Origin of the sequence: Leisingera sp. S132 (assembly GCF_025144465.1) — a bacterium.
Lineage (GTDB): Bacteria > Pseudomonadota > Alphaproteobacteria > Rhodobacterales > Rhodobacteraceae > Leisingera.
Map to the genome: position 1 here is coordinate 2,937,521 of NZ_CP083553.1, position 17,270 is coordinate 2,954,790.

The 17,270-nt window shown below is 66.7% G+C and carries 7 protein-coding genes; all 7 read left to right on the forward strand.

What is annotated here, in order from left to right:
* The first annotated feature begins 255 nt into the window (after nucleotides 1-255).
* The 7 genes from K3725_RS14605 to K3725_RS14635 are packed head-to-tail and all read left to right on the forward strand — an operon-like array spanning nucleotide 256 to nucleotide 17,241.
* Complete coding sequence (locus K3725_RS14605) at nucleotides 256-6,696, forward strand: type I polyketide synthase (RefSeq protein ID WP_260016030.1); 6,441 nt, start codon at nucleotides 256-258, stop codon at nucleotides 6,694-6,696.
* A gap of 5 nt (nucleotides 6,697-6,701) precedes the next feature.
* Nucleotides 6,702-7,718: a glycosyltransferase family 2 protein gene (locus tag K3725_RS14610; protein ID WP_260016031.1), complete on the forward strand. Its 1,017-nt coding sequence runs from the start codon at nucleotides 6,702-6,704 to the stop codon at nucleotides 7,716-7,718.
* Nucleotides 7,715-12,280, forward strand: coding sequence for a MupA/Atu3671 family FMN-dependent luciferase-like monooxygenase (locus tag K3725_RS14615; protein ID WP_260016032.1), 4,566 nt, complete (start codon nucleotides 7,715-7,717; stop codon nucleotides 12,278-12,280). The genes K3725_RS14610 and K3725_RS14615 overlap by 4 nt, the downstream gene beginning before the upstream one ends.
* A complete protein-coding gene (locus tag K3725_RS14620) occupies nucleotides 12,277-12,966 on the forward strand; it encodes a 4'-phosphopantetheinyl transferase (protein ID WP_260016033.1) in 690 nt (229 codons plus the stop codon). Before K3725_RS14615 ends, K3725_RS14620 begins: the two co-directional genes overlap by 4 nt.
* Complete coding sequence (locus tag K3725_RS14625) at nucleotides 12,963-13,901, forward strand: hypothetical protein (protein WP_409201574.1); 939 nt, start codon at nucleotides 12,963-12,965, stop codon at nucleotides 13,899-13,901. Before K3725_RS14620 ends, K3725_RS14625 begins: the two co-directional genes overlap by 4 nt.
* Nucleotides 13,898-16,408, forward strand: a complete 2,511-nt coding sequence (locus K3725_RS14630) for a hypothetical protein (protein ID WP_260016034.1) — start codon at nucleotides 13,898-13,900, stop codon at nucleotides 16,406-16,408. Before K3725_RS14625 ends, K3725_RS14630 begins: the two co-directional genes overlap by 4 nt.
* Entirely contained in the window at nucleotides 16,405-17,241 is an 837-nt protein-coding gene (locus tag K3725_RS14635) for a glycosyltransferase family 2 protein (protein WP_260016035.1), read from the forward strand. The genes K3725_RS14630 and K3725_RS14635 overlap by 4 nt, the downstream gene beginning before the upstream one ends.
* The last annotated feature ends 29 nt before the right edge of the window (nucleotides 17,242-17,270 follow it).

The window sequence follows — 17,270 nt, forward strand, 5'->3', positions numbered from 1 at the left end:
AATGTTTCCGCTTTTCCGGCCGGAATTGACACAATGCGTCCACAGGACAGCCGCATGGATTGACGAAAGTAAATTTGAGTTCACCCGGCCCCGCGGAACAGATGGGGATCCAAGCCGCCAGGCCGGGCCAGCAGCCGGGGAGAACTCCGGCACCCGAAAATAAACCCGTCCGGCGGGCCCTGCCATCTTCGCAAAGCGGATTGGCTGCGGCGTGCCGGGTTGTTTGCGAAGGGCTAGTGGGGTCAGGTATTGACGATGCAGGATGGGACATCCGCAGCGGGGGGCGCTGCAAAACAGACAAGGCCCGGTGACATTGCCATTGTCGGGCTGTCGGTAACGGTGCCGGGCGCGGCGTCTGCCGAAGCGTTCTGGCAAAACCTGCGCGCAGGCATCGAATCGATTGAGGTTCTGGACCGCGAAACGCTGCTGGAAAACGGCGAGCGTGCTTCAGCCATGGCCGACCCGAACTATGTGCCTGCCGCGGCCCGGCTGCAGGGGTTTGACGAATTTGATGCAGAATTCTTCGGCTTCAGCCCCAAGGAAGCGGCGATCCTCGATCCGCAGCACCGCAAGTTCCTGGAGGTGGCCTGGGGCGCGATGGAAAACGCAGGCCACCCGCCCGAAAGCATCAACGGCCCCATCGGTGTTTACGCGGGCTGCGGCATGGGCAGCTATTTCTACTTCAACATCTGCTCCAACCCGGGCCTCGTCGATGACGTGGGCATGTTCCTGCTGCGTCACACCGGCAACGACAAGGACTTCCTGTCGACCCGCGTCAGCCATGTCTTTGACCTCCATGGCCCTTCGGTCAACGTGCAGACTGCTTGCTCCACATCGCTGGTGGCGGTGCATTACGCCTGCAAGGCCCTGCGCGAAGGCGAGTGCGATATGGCGCTGGCGGGCGGTGTCACCATCGAGCTGCCGCAGGGACGCGGCTACCTCTACAAGGAAAACGAGATCCTGTCGCCCGACGGCCACTGCCACGCCTTCGACCACCGGGCGCAAGGCACTGTCTTCGGCTCCGGCGCCGGCGCTGTGGCGCTGAGGCGGCTGGAAGACGCCATTGCCGATGGCGATCACATCTGGGCGGTCATCAAGGGGTCCGCCATCAACAACGACGGCGCGGACAAGGCGGGCTATCTGGCGCCTTCGGTCGGCGGCCAGTCGGCAGCGATCCAGCAGGCGCTGAAGGCAGCAGACACCCCGGCAGAAACCATCGACTATGTGGAATGCCACGGCACCGGCACCTATCTGGGCGACCCGATTGAGGTCTCGGCCCTGACCGACGCCTACCGGACCACCACGCAGGACAGCGGCTATTGCCGCATCGGCTCGGTCAAGACCAACATCGGCCACCTGGATACTGCCGCCGGCGTCGCCAGCCTCACCAAGACGGCGCTGGCACTGCATCACAAGGAAATCCCGCCCTCGCTGGGGTACGAGGCGCCGAACCCGGCAATTGATTTTGAAACTTCACCGTTCCGCGTGAACGCCGCCCTCACCCCCTGGACCCCGCACAAGGGGCCGCGGCGCGCCGGCATCAACTCGCTGGGGGTAGGCGGCACCAATGCCCATGTGATCCTGGAGGAAGCCCCGGCGCGCGCGCCCTCGGAGGAAAGCGACTTCCCGTTCCAGATCCTTTGTGTGTCGGGCCAGTGCAAGGCGGCACTGGACGCCAATACCCAGGCCCTTGCAGACTACCTGAAAGCCAACCCCGCCACCGATCTGGCCGATGTGGCTTTTACCCTCAAGGAAGGCCGCCGCGGCTTTGCCAAACGGCGGGTTCTGGTGGCGGAAACCGCCGACGAAGCCATTGACCTGATTGAGGAAAACGACCCCCGCAGGGTCTTTGCCCATGACCGGCTGGGCGACGCGCCTGAGGTGGTTTTCATGTTCCCCGGCGGCGGTGCGCAATATGCGGGCATGGCACGGGACCTTTATGAAACCGAACCGGTCTTTGCCGAGTGGATGGACCGCGGGCTGGATCACCTTCAGCGGAGCCTCGACTACGATATCCGCGCCCTCTGGCTGCCGGAAGAGGGCGAGGAGGACGTGGCCAACACCAAGCTGCAGCAGCCCTCGGTGCAGCTGCCGCTGATCATGATCGTCGAATACGCGCTGGCGCAGCTGTGGATCAGCTGGGGCGTGAAGCCTGCCGCGCTGGTCGGCCACTCGATGGGCGAAAACACCGCCGCCTGCTTGGCCGGCGTCATGTCCTTTGAGGACTGCATTGATCTGGTGCTGCTGCGCGGGCGGCTGTTTGACACCGTGCCTGCAGGCGGCATGCTGTCGGTTGCCCTGCCGCTGGCCGAGGTTGAGGCCATCATCGGCGGGGATCTGGATATCGCCAGCGTCAACGCCCCCTCCCTCACCGCCGTCTCCGGCCCGCAGGAGGCGCTGGACAGGCTGTCGGCAGAACTGACCGCCCGCGAAGTGGAGCATCAGCGCATCCCCATCGACATTGCCGCCCACTCGCGGATGCTGGACGGCATCCTGCAGGAATACGGCGATTTCATCCGCAAGCTGACCCTGTCTGCGCCCGGCCTGCCGGTGATTTCGAACCGCACCGGCGCTGCCCTGACCGCGGAGCAGGCCACCAGCGCCGATTACTGGACCGGACAGCTGCGCAACACCGTGCGCTATGCCGACTGCATCGAAACCCTTGCCAAGACCACCGGCCGGGTGTTCCTGGAGGTCGGCCCCGGCAAGGCCCTCAGCGCCTTGGCGCAGATGTCGCCTGCGGTGAAACAGGGCCAGGTGCTCAGCACGCTGCGCCATCCCGATCAGCAGGTCATGGACGACAGCTATTTCTTCGGCGTCATCGGCCGGCTCTGGGCCTGCGGGGTGGAGGCCGACTGGCCGCAGATCTGGGGCGACGCGCGCCGCAACCGCCTGCCTTTGCCGGGCTATGCCTTCCAGCGCAGCCGCTATTTCATCGAGCCCGGCAAACCGGCAATCGAAGAAGAGGCCCAGACCCCGGCCCGCCATGACGATCTGAGCAAATGGGGCTACCGCCCGGCCTGGCGCCCGCGGCTGGCAGATTGCGCGCTGGATGTAACGCAAGAGCTGGCGCAGGAGCCGCACAACTGGCTGATTTTCGAGGACGAGGCAGGCCACGCGGCCCGCACTGCCGAAAGGCTGAAGGCAGCGGGCCACAGCGTTGTGCGTGTCCGCGCAGGCGACACCTACGCGCAGCTTACGCCGAAATCCTACATTCTGCCGCCCGAACAGGGCCGCGCCGCCTATGGCGCGCTGCTGGCGGATCTGGCAGAGGCCGGTCTGCTGCCGGACCGTATCGCCCATTTCTGGCTGGTGACGGAACAGGAGAGCTTCCGCCCCGGCTCCTCCTTCTTTGACCGCAACCTTGAGATGGGCTTCCATTCCCTGACCGCGCTGGCGCAGGAACTCGGCAATGCCGATCTGCCCGGCCCGGCGCATCTGACGGTCTTTACCACTGGTGCCGCGCAGGTCCGGGATGAGGCGCTGCCCTACCCGGAAAAGGCTATGATCGCAGGCCCGCTGGGGGTGATCCCGCGCGAGCTGCCGGGGCTGACCTGCGCCGCGGTGGACATTGAACTGCCGCAGGCGCCGCGAGGCACATTCGCGCGCCGCAATCCGGCGCAGTCTGATATCACCCCCCGCCTGCTGGAAGAGCTGATGGCGGAGCCGGCCAGCAGCACCGCCGCCTGGCGCGGCGAAAAACGCTATGAGCTGAACTGGCGCCCGCAGCCGCTGCCCGAGCCGGAAACACCGCCTTTCAAACAGGGCGGCCATTACCTGATCACCGGCGGCTATGGCGGCATCGGCCTGACCATCGCGGGCCACCTGATGCGCGGCTATGGCGCCAAGGTCTCGCTGATCTCCCGCGACGGGCTGCCGCCGCGCGAAACATGGGAGCGGTATCTGGCCAGCCACAGCCCGGCCAACCGCACCGCCCAGCGCATCCGCGCGGTGATGGCGCTGGAGGCAGATGGCAAAGGCGCAGTACTGCCGCTGGCCGCTGACGTGTGCAACAGCGGCGACCTGCGCGCAGCACGGAAGCAGGCTGAGGAGGCCTTTGGCCCGGTCACCGGCGTGATTCACGGGGCCGGCGTCATCAATGACGGCCCGCTGCTAGCCAAGGATGAGGACAAGATCGCCGAGGTTCTGGCCCCCAAGGTCAGCGGGCTGCGGGCGCTCGATACCGTGTTCCCGGACGGCAGCCTGGAGCTGATGGTGCTGTTCTCCTCCTCCTCCACCGTGACCCGTCCCGCGGGCCAGGTGGATTACATCGCTGCCAACGAATACCTCAACGCCTGGGCCAAGCACCGCGCGGGCGGCCGGACCCGCGTGATTGCCGTGGACTGGGGCGTCTGGGCCGACACTGGCATGGCCGCCGACGCCATGGCAGGGCGCAATGGAGACGCCGGCGCCAGCACGCCCTTGCCCTGCCCGCAGCCGCTGCTGCAGCAGCAGGCGTTTGATGCCGCGGGCAACCGCATCTTCACCCCCCGGTTCAGCACGGAAAACTGGCTGCTGGATGAGCACCGCACCAAGGACGGCACCGCGCTGGTGCCCGGCACCGGCTATATCGAAATGGCCGCCGAGGCGCTGGCGGCCATTGGCGTGCAAGATCCCTTCGAGATCCGCGACCTCTACTTCCTGCGCCCGCTGATTGCGGAAGCAGGCAGCCCGCGCGAGGCGCTGGTAAAGTTAGAAGCTAATGAAAATGGTTATGAACTGTTTGTTTACTCGGAATTTACAAATGGTTACCGTTTGAATTGTCAGGCAATGCTGGCCTTAACGGCGGCGGCAGAACGCCCCGCCCCCCTCCCCCTCCAGACGATTTTCACCCGATGCCCGGAGGAGCAGGCGCCTGTGCGCGGGCGCCTGCGTTCCCCGCAGGAGGCGCATCTGAATTTCGGCCCGCGCTGGCATGTGCTGGACCGCGCAGCCCTGGGCGACGGCGAAGGGATTGCCGCCCTGTCGCTGCCAGCCGCGGCGGCTGCGGACGGCTGCCTGCTGCACCCCGGCCTGCTGGATCTGGCCACCGGCTGGGCGATGCCGCTGGTTCCCGGTTACGAAGGCACCGCGCTGTGGGTGCCGGTCTCCTACAGCGCCATCCGGGTCTTTGCGCCGCTGACTCCGCAGGTCTTCAGCCACATGCGCCTCTTGGGCAGCGATGCAAGCGGATCGGCAGCATTTGACGTGACCCTGACCGGCCCTGATGGCACCGTTCTGGTGGAAATCGAGGGCTTCCGGATGCAGCGTCTGGCAAGCGGCTTTGACGCGGCCGCAGAACAGGGCGATGCGGATGCGACCGCTGCCCAGCTGGGTCTGGAACCCGCAAGCAGCCCGCAGCCGCTGTCCCCCGAAGAACGCCGCCTGCAGCTCAACATCTCAAACGGCATCAAGGCAGAGGACGGCGGCGAGGCCCTGGCCCGCGCCCTGGCCTCCGGCCTGCCACAGGTGGTGGTGTCCTCGCTCGACCTGCCAGCCCTGATCGCCCAGGCGGAGCAAAGCACACCGGCCCGGGCGGAGGCGCAGACCTTCGACCGCCCGCAGCTCGACACCGACTACGTCGCGCCGCGCAACCCGGTGGAGGAGCAGCTGGCCAAACTGTTTGCCTCACTTCTGGGGGTCAGCCAGGTCGGGGTCGAGGACAGTTTCTTTGACCTTGGCGGCCATTCCCTGATTGCGGTGCGGCTGTTTGCGCAGGTGAAACGCGCCTTTGATGTGGAATTCCCGCTGTCGGTGCTGTTCGAGGCGCCCAGCACCGCCGCCCTGGCGGAGCGGATCATCGAACGCACCGGCGGCGGCATTGCCGTGGAGCCTGGCGGCGAAGCGCAAGCTGCGGAAGAGAAACCGCAATTCACCCACCTGGTGCAGCTGCATCCCGGTGACGGCACCGGGCGGCGGCCCTTCTTCCTGGTTGCGGGCATGTTCGGCAACGTGCTGAACCTGCGGCACCTGGCGCTGCTGGTGGGCAAGGACCGCCCGGTCTACGGACTTCAGGCCAAGGGGCTGGTGGGTTCGGACGCACCGCACGACCGGATCGAAGACGCCGCCCGCAGTTGCCTGGACGAGATCCGCCGGATTCAGCCCGAAGGCCCCTATCTGCTGGGCGGCTTCTCCGGCGGCGGCATCACCGCCTATGAGATGGCACAGCAGCTGAAGGAGCAGGACCAAGAAACCGCGGCGCTGATCCTGCTGGATACGCCGCTGCCGGTGCGCCCGGCCCTGTCCCGGCAGGACAAGGCGCGGATCAAGCTGGCGGAACTGCGCGGCAAGGGCCTGGGCTACCTTGGCGAATGGGCCAGGAACCGCATTGCCTGGGAGTTTGAAAAACGCCGCGCCAGACCGGCGGAGACCGGCGCCTTGCCCGAATTCAACAACCGCAAGATCGAACTGGCCTTCCGCGCCGCGGTGGAGACGTATGATCTCAAACCCTGGCACGGCCCGTTGACGCTGTTCCGCCCGCCCTTGGACCGCAAGTGGCAGGTCTCGGGCGGCAATTGGGTCAGCAACGAACGCGAGTATGTGTTCCCGGACAACGACTGGACCCGCTGGGCGCCTGCCGTCGAGGTGGCCGAGGTGCCGGGCGACCATGACAGCATGGTGCTGGTGCCCAACGTCAGCGTGCTGGCCGCCGGCGTCAAAACGCGGCTTGACGCAGCGGCCTCAGGCCCGCCCCGCGCCATCCGGGCGGCGGAGTGACCGGCATGGCCCAGCAGCGCATCCTCATCATCCTTCTGAACTTCCGCACCCCGGAAATGACAGTGCAGGCCGCCGAAGCGGCCCTGCAGGAGCTGGAGGACCTGCCGGGCGAGCTGCTGATCATCGACAACGGCTCCGGCGACAGCTCCTTTGACCAGCTCCAGGCGGCTGCCCGGGCGCGCGGCTGGCTGGACAGCAACCGGGTGCGGGTGATCGCCTCGCCGGTGAACGGCGGCTTTGGCGCGGGCATGAACATCGGCCTCAGCACAGGCCTCGCGGACGGCAGCGCGCCGGAGTTCTGCTATCTCCTGAACTCCGACGCCTTTGTGCAGGGGGACACCATCCGCACCCTGCGCGATTTCCTGCTGGAGCGTCCGGGTGCCGGCCTTGCAGGATCTTATGTGCGCGGCACCGACGGGGCGCCGCACCGCACCGCCTTCCGCTTTCCCTCCATCGCGGGCGAATTTGAGGCCAGCGCGCGCACCGGAATCTTCACCCGGCTGCTGAAACCCTGGGTGGTCGCCATGGAGATGCCGCAGGCAGAGGTGCAGGTCGACTGGACCGCCGGCGCCAGCCTGATGATCCGCCGCGAGGCGATTGAGGCCGCTGGCGGTTTCGACGAGACATTCTTCCTTTATTTTGAGGAGACGGACCTCTGCCGCCGGGCCGCCCGGGCGGGCTGGCGCACCCACTATGTGCCCGCCAGCGAAGTGGCGCATATCGGCTCCGCCTCGACCGGAATGAAGGGCTGGCAGCGCACGCCGAGCTACTGGTTCGACTCGCGCCTCCATTACTTCGTCAAGAACCACGGCCGCATCTATGCCGCCGCGGCCACGCTGGCCCGCATCAGCGGCAGCCTGATCTATGGCCTGCGCCGCCTGATCCAGAACAAGCCGCAGGCCGATCCGCCGCATTTCCTGCGCGATCTCTGCCTGCACAGCCTGCGTGCGCTCTTTGCGCCGCGCCACCGCCCGTCTTCGGAAACGCGCCTCCCTTCTCCGCTTGCAAAGGAGCAGAAATGACCGCATTCACCTGTGCCCTGATTGGCAATGAATCCCTTCTCATCGGCTGCGCCGACGCGCTGCTGGCCCGCGGCCACCAGATCCGGGCGGTGGTATCGCAGCATGCGGACATCCGCGCCTGGGCCGCGGACAAGGGGCTGGCGCTGCTGGACAAACCCGCGGACCTCAGCGGCGGCTTCGACTGGCTGCTGTCGATTGCCAACCTGACGGTGATCCCTGATGCGGTGCTGGCGCAGGCCGCCAGGGGCGCCGTCAATTTTCACGACGGGCCGCTGCCCCGCTATGCGGGCCTCAACACCCCGAACTGGGCGCTGATCAACGGCGAGCCGCAGCACGGTATCACCTGGCACCTGATCGAGGGCGGCGTGGATGAGGGCGATATCCTTGCCCAGCGGCTGTTTGATGTGGCCGGGGATGAGACCGCTTTCAGCCTCAACTCCAAATGCTATGCCGCCGCAATGGACAGTTTTGGCGAGGTCGTCTCCCAGCTGGAAACCGGGGAGCTGAACCGGCGGCCGCAGGACCTGAGCCAGCGCCGCCTGTTCAAGAAGTCAGACCGGCCTGCCGCAGGCGGGATGCTGGATTTCACCCGGCCGGCGGCGGAACTGGCCCGGCTGGTGCGGGCGCTGGACACCGGCGGCTACTGGAACCCGCTGTGCGCCGCCAAGCTGCGTCTTGGCCGGACCGTTGTGGTGGCCGGTGCTGCGGATGCAGCTGAGGGCAGCGGCGCGCCGGGCATCGTGCTGGAAGTCAGCAAGTCCACCATAAAAATCGCAACCGGCAGCGGCGCCCTCACACTGTCCCGCCTGACCACACCCGCAGGCCAGGCGCTGGACGTTTCAAAACTGACCGCAACCGGAGACCAGGTTCCCTCCCTGACCGCAGCAGAGACCGGGGCACTCACCGCCCGTCTTGCTGCGGTCCAAGGGGGCGAAAGCCACTGGCGCCAGCGGCTCGCCGCGATGCAGCCGATGCAGGTGCCGCTGGCCTCAGGCAGCTGCAGCGGTGAATACAGCCGCCGGGACATCGCCCTGCCCGGCGGCCTCAGCCAAGAGCAAGCCGCCGCAGCCGTCCTCGCCTTTGCCCTGCTCAGCTGCGGCGCGGACACCGGCGATATTGCGCTTTCCGCTGAAGGCGCGGAGGGCCTGCCCGGCCTGATCTCTGCTTGGGTGCCACTGCAGGCGCAGCGGCAGGATAGTGTTGCCGCCCTGTTGGAGCGCACCGCACAAAGCATTGAGACAGCCAGGAAATATGGCGGTTTTGCAGAGGATCTGGTGGCCCGCGCACCGGAGGTATCCGCACAGGCCCAGCCTGCCATCGGCCTGATGCTGGGCGATGATGCGGCGGTTGCGGGCTGTGCCGTCACGGTCTCCCTGAACGCTGGCGCCCTTGCACTGCACTGCGACGCGGCCGCCCTGACGCCAGCCGCTGCAGACCTGCTCGCCGCACGGCTGGAACTGGTTCTGAGCGCCCTTGCAGAGGACAGCAGCAGAACCGTGGCAGAGCTGCCAATCCTGCCCGGGGCCGAGCGCAAGATGCTGCTGGAGGACTGGAACCAGACCGCAGCGGACGTCCCGGCCGGCCTGACCATCCACGCAGCGTTCGAGGCACAGGCTGCAAAGACCCCGGATGCCACCGCGCTGGTGTTCGAGGACCAGAGCTTCACCTACGCTGAGGTCAACATCCGCGCCAATGCGGTGGCCGGCCGCTTGCGTGAAATGAACGTGAAACCGGGCGTGCATGTGGGCCTCCACATCCGCCGCGCGCCAGAGCTGGTGTTTGCCGCGCTTGGGGTGATGAAGGCCGGCGGCGCCTATGTGCCGCTGGACCCGGCCTACCCGGCCGACCGCATCGCGCATTACATCACCGACAGCCAGGCGCAGGTGATCGTGACCCAGGGCGCGCTGGCCGCCAGCCTGCCGCCATCGGATGCGCAGGTGCTGAAAACAGAGGACGTCCCTGCGGGGACAGAGGGGGAAAACACCGATGGCGGCGCCACCGGCAGCGATCTGGCCTATCTGATCTACACCTCAGGCTCCACCGGCCTGCCCAAGGGGGTGATGGTCACCCACGACAATGTTGCGAACTTCTTTGCCGGTATGGACCAGCGCGTCCCGCACCAGCCCGGCGATGCGTGGCTGGCGGTGACCAGCCTCAGCTTTGACATCTCGGTGCTTGAGCTGTTCTGGACCCTCTCGCGCGGGCTGAAGCTGGTGCTGTCCAGCGACGAAAGCCGGCTGGAGCTGTCCAAGGGGCCGGTGGCCCTCAGCAGGCGCAAGATGGACTTCAACCTGTTCTACTGGGGCAATGACGACGGGCCGGGGCCGCAGAAATACCATTTGCTGCTGGAAGGCGCCAAATTCGCCGACCGGCACGGGTTCAACGCAGTCTGGACGCCGGAGCGGCACTTTCATGCGTTTGGCGGGCCTTACCCGAACCCGTCCGTCACCGGCGCCGCGGTTGCGGCTGTAACGCAGAACATCGGGGTGCGCTCCGGCTCCTGCGTGGCGCCGCTGCACCACCCGGCGCGGATTGCCGAGGAATGGGCGGTGATCGACAATCTGACCGCGGGACGGGCCGGCATCGGCTTTGCTTCCGGCTGGCAGCCGGATGATTTCATCCTGCGCCCCGAAAACACCCCGCCCGCCAACAAGCCCGCGCTGTTTGAAACCATCGAAACCGTGCGCAAGCTGTGGCGCGGCGAGGAAGTGGCCTTTCCCCGCGGGGACGGCGGACAGCACAGCGTCCTGACCCAGCCCCGCCCGGTGTCCAAGGAACTGCCGGTCTGGGTGACGACCGCGGGCAACCCGGAAACCTGGCGCGAGGCCGGGTCAATCGGGGCCAATGTGCTGACCCACCTCCTGGGCCAGAGCATCGAGGAGGTCGCGGGCAAGATCCGCATCTACCACGACGCCCTGCGCGCGGCCGGCCATGACCCTGCGGATTTCAAGGTCACGCTGATGCTGCACAGCTATTTGGCACAGACCCGCGAGGAAGCCCGCCGGGTGGCGCGGGAGCCGATGAAGGACTACCTCCGCTCTGCCGCCGGGCTGATCAAGCAATACGCCTGGGCCTTCCCCGCCTTCAAGAAACCCGAAGGCGTGAAGAACCCGTTTGAAATGGACCTGGGCTCGCTGTCGGAGGAAGAGCTGGAAGCCATCCTCGACTTCGCCTTTGAGCGCTATTTCGAGGACTCCGGGCTGTTCGGCACCATCCAGGATGCCTGCCAAAGGGTGGAGCAGCTGAAGCGCATTGGCGTTGATGAGATCGCCTGCCTGATCGACTACGGCATCGCGCCGGATGTGGTGCTGGAGGGGCTGAAACCGCTGGCTGAGGTTCTGCGCCTGTCAAACGCGCCGCAGGAACTGGCGGCGGATGACTTTTCGCTGGCGGCACAGATCGTGCGCCATGGCGTCAGCCACCTGCAATGCACGCCCTCGATGGCGCGGATGATTGCCGCGGACGGGGATGCCAGCGCCTGCCTGGGCCAGCTGCAGCATCTGCTGGTGGGCGGCGAGGCGCTGCCGGGGGATCTGGTACAGGCCTTGCAGGACGCCACAAACGCGGAGCTGCACAACATGTACGGGCCGACCGAGACAACGATCTGGTCGACGGTGGAGAAAATCAGCGCCGTCCCTGCGGGGACAGCCGGCATTGGCACGCCAATTGCCAATACGCAGGTCTATGTGCTGGATGAAAAACAAATGCCTGTCCCCGCGGGGACTCCCGGTGAATTGTATATCGGCGGCGCGGGTGTCACGGCGGGCTATTGGCAGCGGGAGGAGCTGACCTCTGAACGCTTCGTAAAGGCACCGTTCGCTGCAACACCCCTTTACCGCACCGGCGATCTGGTGCGCTGGACAGCGGGGGGCAGCCTCGCTTTCCTGGGCCGTACCGACCACCAGGTGAAAATCCGCGGCCAGCGGATCGAACTGGGCGAGATCGAGGCCGTGCTGGCGGCGCAGGCGGGTGTGACGGGCGCCGTTGTGGTGCCGCGCGGCGAAACTGGCACAGAGCAGCTGGTGGCCTATGTCACTGCCTCCGCACCGGTATCCGGAGAGGCCCTGAAACAGGCGCTGGCGGCGCGACTGGCGGAGGTCATGGTGCCTGCGCATTTCGTCACCCTGGACGCTTTCCCGCTGACCCCGAACAAGAAAATCGACCGCAAAGCGTTGCCGGATCCGCAGCCCGCGCAGGCCAAGGCCGCCCCGGCAGTGGCACTGGACGCAGGCGCGCAGGCCCGGATTGCCACGGTCTGGAGCCGCATTCTGGGGGTCAGCGGCATCGGCGCGCAGGACAATTTCTTTGCTCTTGGCGGCCACTCCCTGCTGGCGGTGCAGGCGCACCGGGAACTGCGCGAAGAACTGGGCACCGCGAAGCTGTCGATCACCGATATTTTCCGCTTCCCGACCCTGGCCGGGCTGGCGGCGCATATCGAAGGGCTTGCAGGCACCCCGGCAAATACGGAACAACAGCCTGAGGCAGCCGCAGCCCCGGACCGCAGCGACATGATGTCGAAACGGCGGGCAATGCGGGCAAACCGCAGGACAAGGACCGGATGACGGACAGCAACAGCAAACTCGCAGAGCGGCTGGCCCTGGTCCGGCCGCTTTTTGCCGCGGATGTGGCGCTGGCCGGGACGGACCCGCTGGGTATGCCTCCGGCGCCGCTGGCAGAGGAGGCCGCCGGGCTGTCCCCCAACGCGGTTGAAAAAAGACGCAAGGAGTTCGCCGCAGGCCGCGACGCCGTGCATCAGGCGATGCGGCAGCTGGGCGTGCCCCCCGCCCCGGTTCAAATCGGCAGCGACCGGGCGCCGGTCTGGCCTGCGGGGGTGGTGGGCTCCATCACCCATACCAAGAGCTGCGCCATGGCGGTGCTGGCACGGTCCGGCGCGGTGCAGGGGCTGGGCATCGACGTAGAGGAAGACACCCCGCTGAAGAATGAGCTGCTGCCCGCCATCTGCTCTGACCGGGAGCAGGCCTGGCTGAGGCGGCAGGACAATCCCGGCCAGATGGCCAAGGTGATCTTTTCCGCCAAGGAAGCGGCTTACAAGGCGCAGTACACAATAAGCCGGGCGTTTTACGGCTTTGACGGGATGGAGCTGGAGTTTGATCTGGCCGCAAGCGCCTATCAGGCGTTTTTCACCGCCGGCCGCGCGCCTTTCAAGCGCGGCGAGGCGGTGGGCGGGCGCTTTGCCATTGGTGCGGGGCTGATCATGACCACTGCGGAAATCCGGGGGCGCGGATGATGGGGCGGCGCGGGCTTCTGGCCGCGGGCGCCGCCATCGCCACACTGGGACTGATGGCGTTTGCAACCCGCAGCCGTTCCGTGCCGGTGCCGCCGCCCCTGGCCCCGCCGCAAGGGCCGCTGAAGGTGTTTCACCTCGGACATTCACTGGTCGGGCCGGACATGCCGCATATGCTGACGCAGCTTGCGCCTGACGGGCACGCCTACAATAGCCAGCTGGGGTCGGGCACTTCGCTGCGGGGGCATTGGGAGCCGGACGAGGCGATCCTCGATTTTGAGACCGCCAATCAGGCGCCCGCTTACCGGGATGCGGGTGAGGCCATCGGATCGGGTGAATACGGCGCGGTGGTGCTGACCGAAATGGTCGAACTGCGCGATGCGCTGAAATATTTCGATGCCGCCAAGTATCTGGGAAAATGGGCAGACCTGGCGCGGCAGGCCTCGCCGCAGGCGCGGCTGTATCTCTACGAGACCTGGCACCGCCTGGATGATCCGGATGGCTGGCTGCGGCGGATTGACGGGGATCTGGAAACACTTTGGACACGTCAGCTGCTGGGCACGGACAGCCGCCGAAACCCGGAGCAGCCGGTCTATCTGATCCCCGGCGGTCAGGTGCTGGCGGCGGTTGCGCGTGCTGCGGAGGCTGGGGAGATCCCGGGGCTGGTGTCACGTGAATCGCTGTTTGCCCGGACACCCGAGGGAGACCTGGACACGATCCACATCAATGATTTGGGTGCCTATGTCGTGGCTCTGACACACTATGCGGTGCTGTATCAGCACACCCCCTGGGGCCTGCCGCATCAGCTGAGCCGCGCGGATGGCAGCCCGGCGCAGGCCTTCAGCGCTGACGCCGCGGCCAGGGTGCAGCAGATCGTCTGGGAGACCGTGCGCACCCTGCCCCGCACCGGCATTGCCGCCGCCGGAGCACCGGCATGAATCTGGAGGCGCTGATCACCTCGGTTGTGATGATCGGCCACTCGCTGTTCGGGCCGGACAATCCGCAGATGCTGGAGCAGCTGCTGGACACCCAGGCAGAGGCCCGGGTCGAGGCGCAGATCATCAATGGCGCGCCTCTCAGCTACAACTGGCAGCACAGCAGCAGTGCCGAAGGCGTTGATTCACGTGAAAGGCTGCAGATGCCTGCCGATGCGGTGATCGTGACAGAGGCGATCCCGCTGGCCAATCACCTGGAATGGAGCGGCACGGAACAGGCGGTGGCGCAGTTTTATGAACTCGCGCGCGCCGCCAATCCGGATGTGCGCTTCTATCTGCAGGAGACCTGGCACAGCCTGAACAGCGGCTCCGGCACCGATGTGCCCTTTGACAAGGGCGCCGGAGTGCCCTGGCGGATTCGGCTGGAGCAGGATCTGCCGCGCTGGCAGGCGGTGGTGGCAGAGGTGAACACGGCCACCGGCGGCACGGTGAAGCTGTTGCCCGCAGGCCAGGCGATGGCGCGGCTGGATGATGCGATTCAGGCGGGGACCATGCCGGGGCTGTCCAGTATCCGCGATGTCTTTGCCGATGATATCCACCCCAATGCAACCGGCTTCTACTTTCTGGCGCTGCTGCAATATGCGGTGCTGACGGGCAAGGACCCCGCCGGGCTGCCGCACCGGCTGACGGACCGCTGGGGGGAACCCTATCCTGCGCCGCCCCGCGAATTGGCAGCCCGTCTGCAAGCCGTCGCCTGGGAGGCCGCGCAGGCACGCGGCGCGCGCGTTCCGGCCTTGCCTGCCGACCCGCCGCCGCTGCCGCAGGATCCGCCTGTGCCTGTGCTGAACGCGTCTGTACTGGAGGCTGTTTCCTCTGCCGCGCCGCCCCAGTCCGCAACCCGCCAGCCCATCGCCATCAACCTTGCGGGCATTGCCGACTGGAGCACCCAGGCACCGTTCCTGGATCATTTCAAGACCGCCCGCCCCTGGATCGGCCATCTGCCCGGGCAATGGGGCGGTGTGGATCATGCCAGCCTGATGGCGGCCGGCTACCTGGATCCGGCGGGCTGGCCCACCGCAATCCCGCCGGAGCTCAGCTCGATCGGCACGGTGATCCTGACCGACCTGCCCGGGCAAGCGGTATCGCTGGCGGGCCGCTATGTGCTGCGCTTCGAGGGAGAGGGGATTGTCGAAGTTCTCGGCAGGGCAGAGAACGTCCGCTATGGCAAAGGAGAGGTGCGTTTCGATTTCACCCCCGGCCCGGGCCCCGTGGAAATCCGCATCCAGCGGATGGGCCGCAGCGGCGGGTATGTGCGCAATATCACGGTGGTAAAGGAAGAGCATCTGGACGCCTATGATGGCGGCGCGCTGTTCAATCCGCTGTGGCTGGAGCGGCTGGATGGTTTTGCCGCGCTGCGGTTCATGGATTGGATGGCCACCAATGGATCCGGGCAGACCGGGTGGGAAGAGCGGCCGCTGGTGTCGGACTATACATGGGCGCTGAAGGGGGTCCCGGCGGAAGTGATGCTGGCACTGGCCAACGAGCTGGATGCCGATCCCTGGTTCAACATGCCCCATATGGCAGATGACACCTATGTGCGGCGCTTCGCACAGCTGGCAGAGCAAAGATTGAACACTGCCCTGCGTGCCTATGTGGAATACTCCAACGAGGTCTGGAACTGGCAGTTTCAGCAGGCCGCCTGGGCCGATGCCCAGGCCCGGGCGCGCTGGGGCGGCGAGGGATTGTGGATGCAGTTCTATGGCGGCCGCGCGGCGGAAGTGGCACAGATCTGGACCGCTGTGTTCGGCGACGGCAGCGCACGGCTGGTGCGGGTGATTTCGTCTCAAACCGGCTGGCTGGGGCTGGAAGAACAGGTGCTGACAGCCCCTTTGTGGCAGGCGGAGAATTCCGGACGGCGGGCACCCGCCGCCTATTTTGATGCCTATGCGGTTACCGGGTATTTCGGCGGAGTGCTGGGCCTGGAGGAGCGTTCCGGGCAGCTGCGTGCCTGGATCGAAGACAGCCGTGCGCAGGCCCACGCGCGCGCGGCAGAGCGCGGGCTGACAGGCGCGGCAGCCGCGGAGTTTGCAAAACGGCACCAATACGCCGCCGCCAGTGCCCAGGCCGCGGCTGAGCTGCGCGACGGTCTGATCTCCGGCGATCCAGCCGACACGCTGGCGGATCTGCTCGGCCGCGTGCTGCCCTACCACGCGGATGCCGCGCAAAAGCACGGGCTGGATCTGATCATGTATGAGGGCGGCAGCCATGTGGTGGGTATTGGCCCGATGACAGAAGACGCGGAGCTGACCGGCTTTTTCACCCATTTCAATTACACGGATGAGATGGGCGGGCTGTACCGCGACCTGCTGGCAGGCTGGCAGGCGCTTGGCGGCAGCCTGTTCACCGCCTATGCGGACGTCGGCGCACCCGGAAAATGGGGCAGCTGGGGGGCATTGCGCACCCTAAGCGACCGCAACCCGCGCTGGAATGCACTGGAGGCGGTGAAATGACCCCGCACGTCTCCGTTCTGATTCCGGCCCATAATGAGGCGGACTATATCGGAAGCTGCCTGCAGGCAGTCTTTGCGTCAGATCCGCTGCCCGCGGGCATGACGGCAGAGGTGCTGGTGCTGGCCAATGGCTGCACCGACGCCACTGCAGAACTGGCCCGTGCTGCTGTTCCGCCCGAAGGCTGGGAGCTGCAGGTTCTGGAGCTGCCGGAAGGCGGCAAGCTGGGCGCGCTGAATGCCGGTGACGCCGCCGCGCGCGGAGATCTCCTGATCTATCTGGATGCCGATGTGCAGGTCTCCCCGGAGCTGATCGCGCAGATTGCGGCAGCCTTGGACGGCCGCGCACCGTGCTATGCCAGCGGCTGCCCGCAAGTGCCCCCGGCCCGCAGCCTGGTGACCCGCGCCTATGCACGGTTCTGGATGCGGCTGCCGTTCTTTTCGGGCGGTGTGCCGGGGTTTGGCGTCTTTGCCATGAACCGTACCGGGCGGCAGCGCTGGGGCGTCTGGCCGGACATCATTGCCGACGACATCTTTGCGCGGCTGCACTTCACCCCGCAGGAGCGGGTGCAGGTAACGGCTTCCTACAGCTGGCCGATGGTGGAAGGGTTCCGCAATCTGGTGAAAGTGCGGCGGCGGCAGAATGCCGGTGTGGCGGAAGTCGCAGAGAGCTGGCCGCAATTGATGCAGAACGAGGACACGCCGCGGGTTGGTCCCGGCAGGGCTCTGCGCCTGCTGCTGCGCGATCCGGCCGGGTTCCTGGCCTATGCCGCGGTTGCGCTGGCGGTGAAAACGCCGCTGTTCGCCTCCCGCAGCCGCTGGACCCGCGGCCGCTGACAGCCCTTCCGCCGACAGCCCCCGCTGCT